At 33.8% G+C, this 758-nt stretch carries 2 protein-coding genes and 1 pseudogene; all 3 read left to right on the top strand.

Features of this window, described 5'->3' with window-relative positions; all coding sequences use genetic code 11:
• Positions 1-163 (top strand): annotated as a pseudogene (locus ACIPNH_RS00440) (phage baseplate assembly protein V); the annotation flags it as partial.
• 7 nt (positions 164-170) lie between these two features.
• Entirely contained in the window at positions 171-425 is a 255-nt protein-coding gene (locus ACIPNH_RS00435; protein ID WP_400770847.1) for a PAAR domain-containing protein, read from the top strand.
• Positions 426-430: 5 nt separating this feature from the next.
• Positions 431-758, top strand: a 328-nt coding sequence (locus ACIPNH_RS00430; protein ID WP_400770844.1) for a GPW/gp25 family protein, incomplete at its 3' end; no start/stop codon positions are given.

The raw sequence follows: 758 nt of genomic DNA, 5'->3' as shown, positions 1-758 counted from the left end.
TAGCTTAACATTTCAAGATGGAACAAAGTTGTCATACGATAAAGATAAACATCATTTAGAGATTGAAGTAGTAGACAAAATAACACTGAAAGCTGGGGGATCAAGTATAGAAATGACAAAAAGTGGAATAAAACTGAAAGGAAGCAGAATAGACCTAAATTAAAAAATACATGGGAAAAGCAGTAGTTTGTATAGGAGATTATTGTAGTGGGATACCAGCTCATGTTTGTATGAGTGGAAGCAGCAATGTTTTTGAAAAGGGAAGATCTGTGTGTCGAAAAGGTGATAATGTAACTCTGGGAGAGATGATAGTACAAGGTTCAAACAGAGTACTTGTGAATGGTATTGGTGTAGCGAGAACAGAAGATTTAGTATCGTGTGGTTTTTATGTGATGGGTAATAGCAAAAATGTATTTGTAGGGTAAAAAAGATGCGTGGTATGAGTGCTACTAGTGGAAAGGAATTGGAAGGTTTAGACCATCTTAAACAATCAATAATTGATATATTAACCACTCCAGTAAACAGTAGAATAATGAGGAGAAGTTATGGTTCAAGACTACTTGAATTAGTTGATAAACCGATAAATAGAGATTTAACACTTGAGATATATGCAGCAACAGCAGAAGCTTTGGAAAAATGGGAAAAAAGGTTTAAATTAGAAAAAGTAAAAATTACAGAAGTAAAAGAGGGAAAAGTAACGCTTGACCTAGAAGGATTATACTTACCAAGCGGGAAAAACATTCATTTTGATGAAATTG

The sequence above is a fragment of the Wolbachia endosymbiont of Drosophila barbarae genome, assembly GCF_044752445.1.
GTDB lineage: Bacteria > Pseudomonadota > Alphaproteobacteria > Rickettsiales > Anaplasmataceae > Wolbachia > Wolbachia pipientis.
This window is presented reverse-complemented; position numbering and strand designations above follow the sequence as displayed.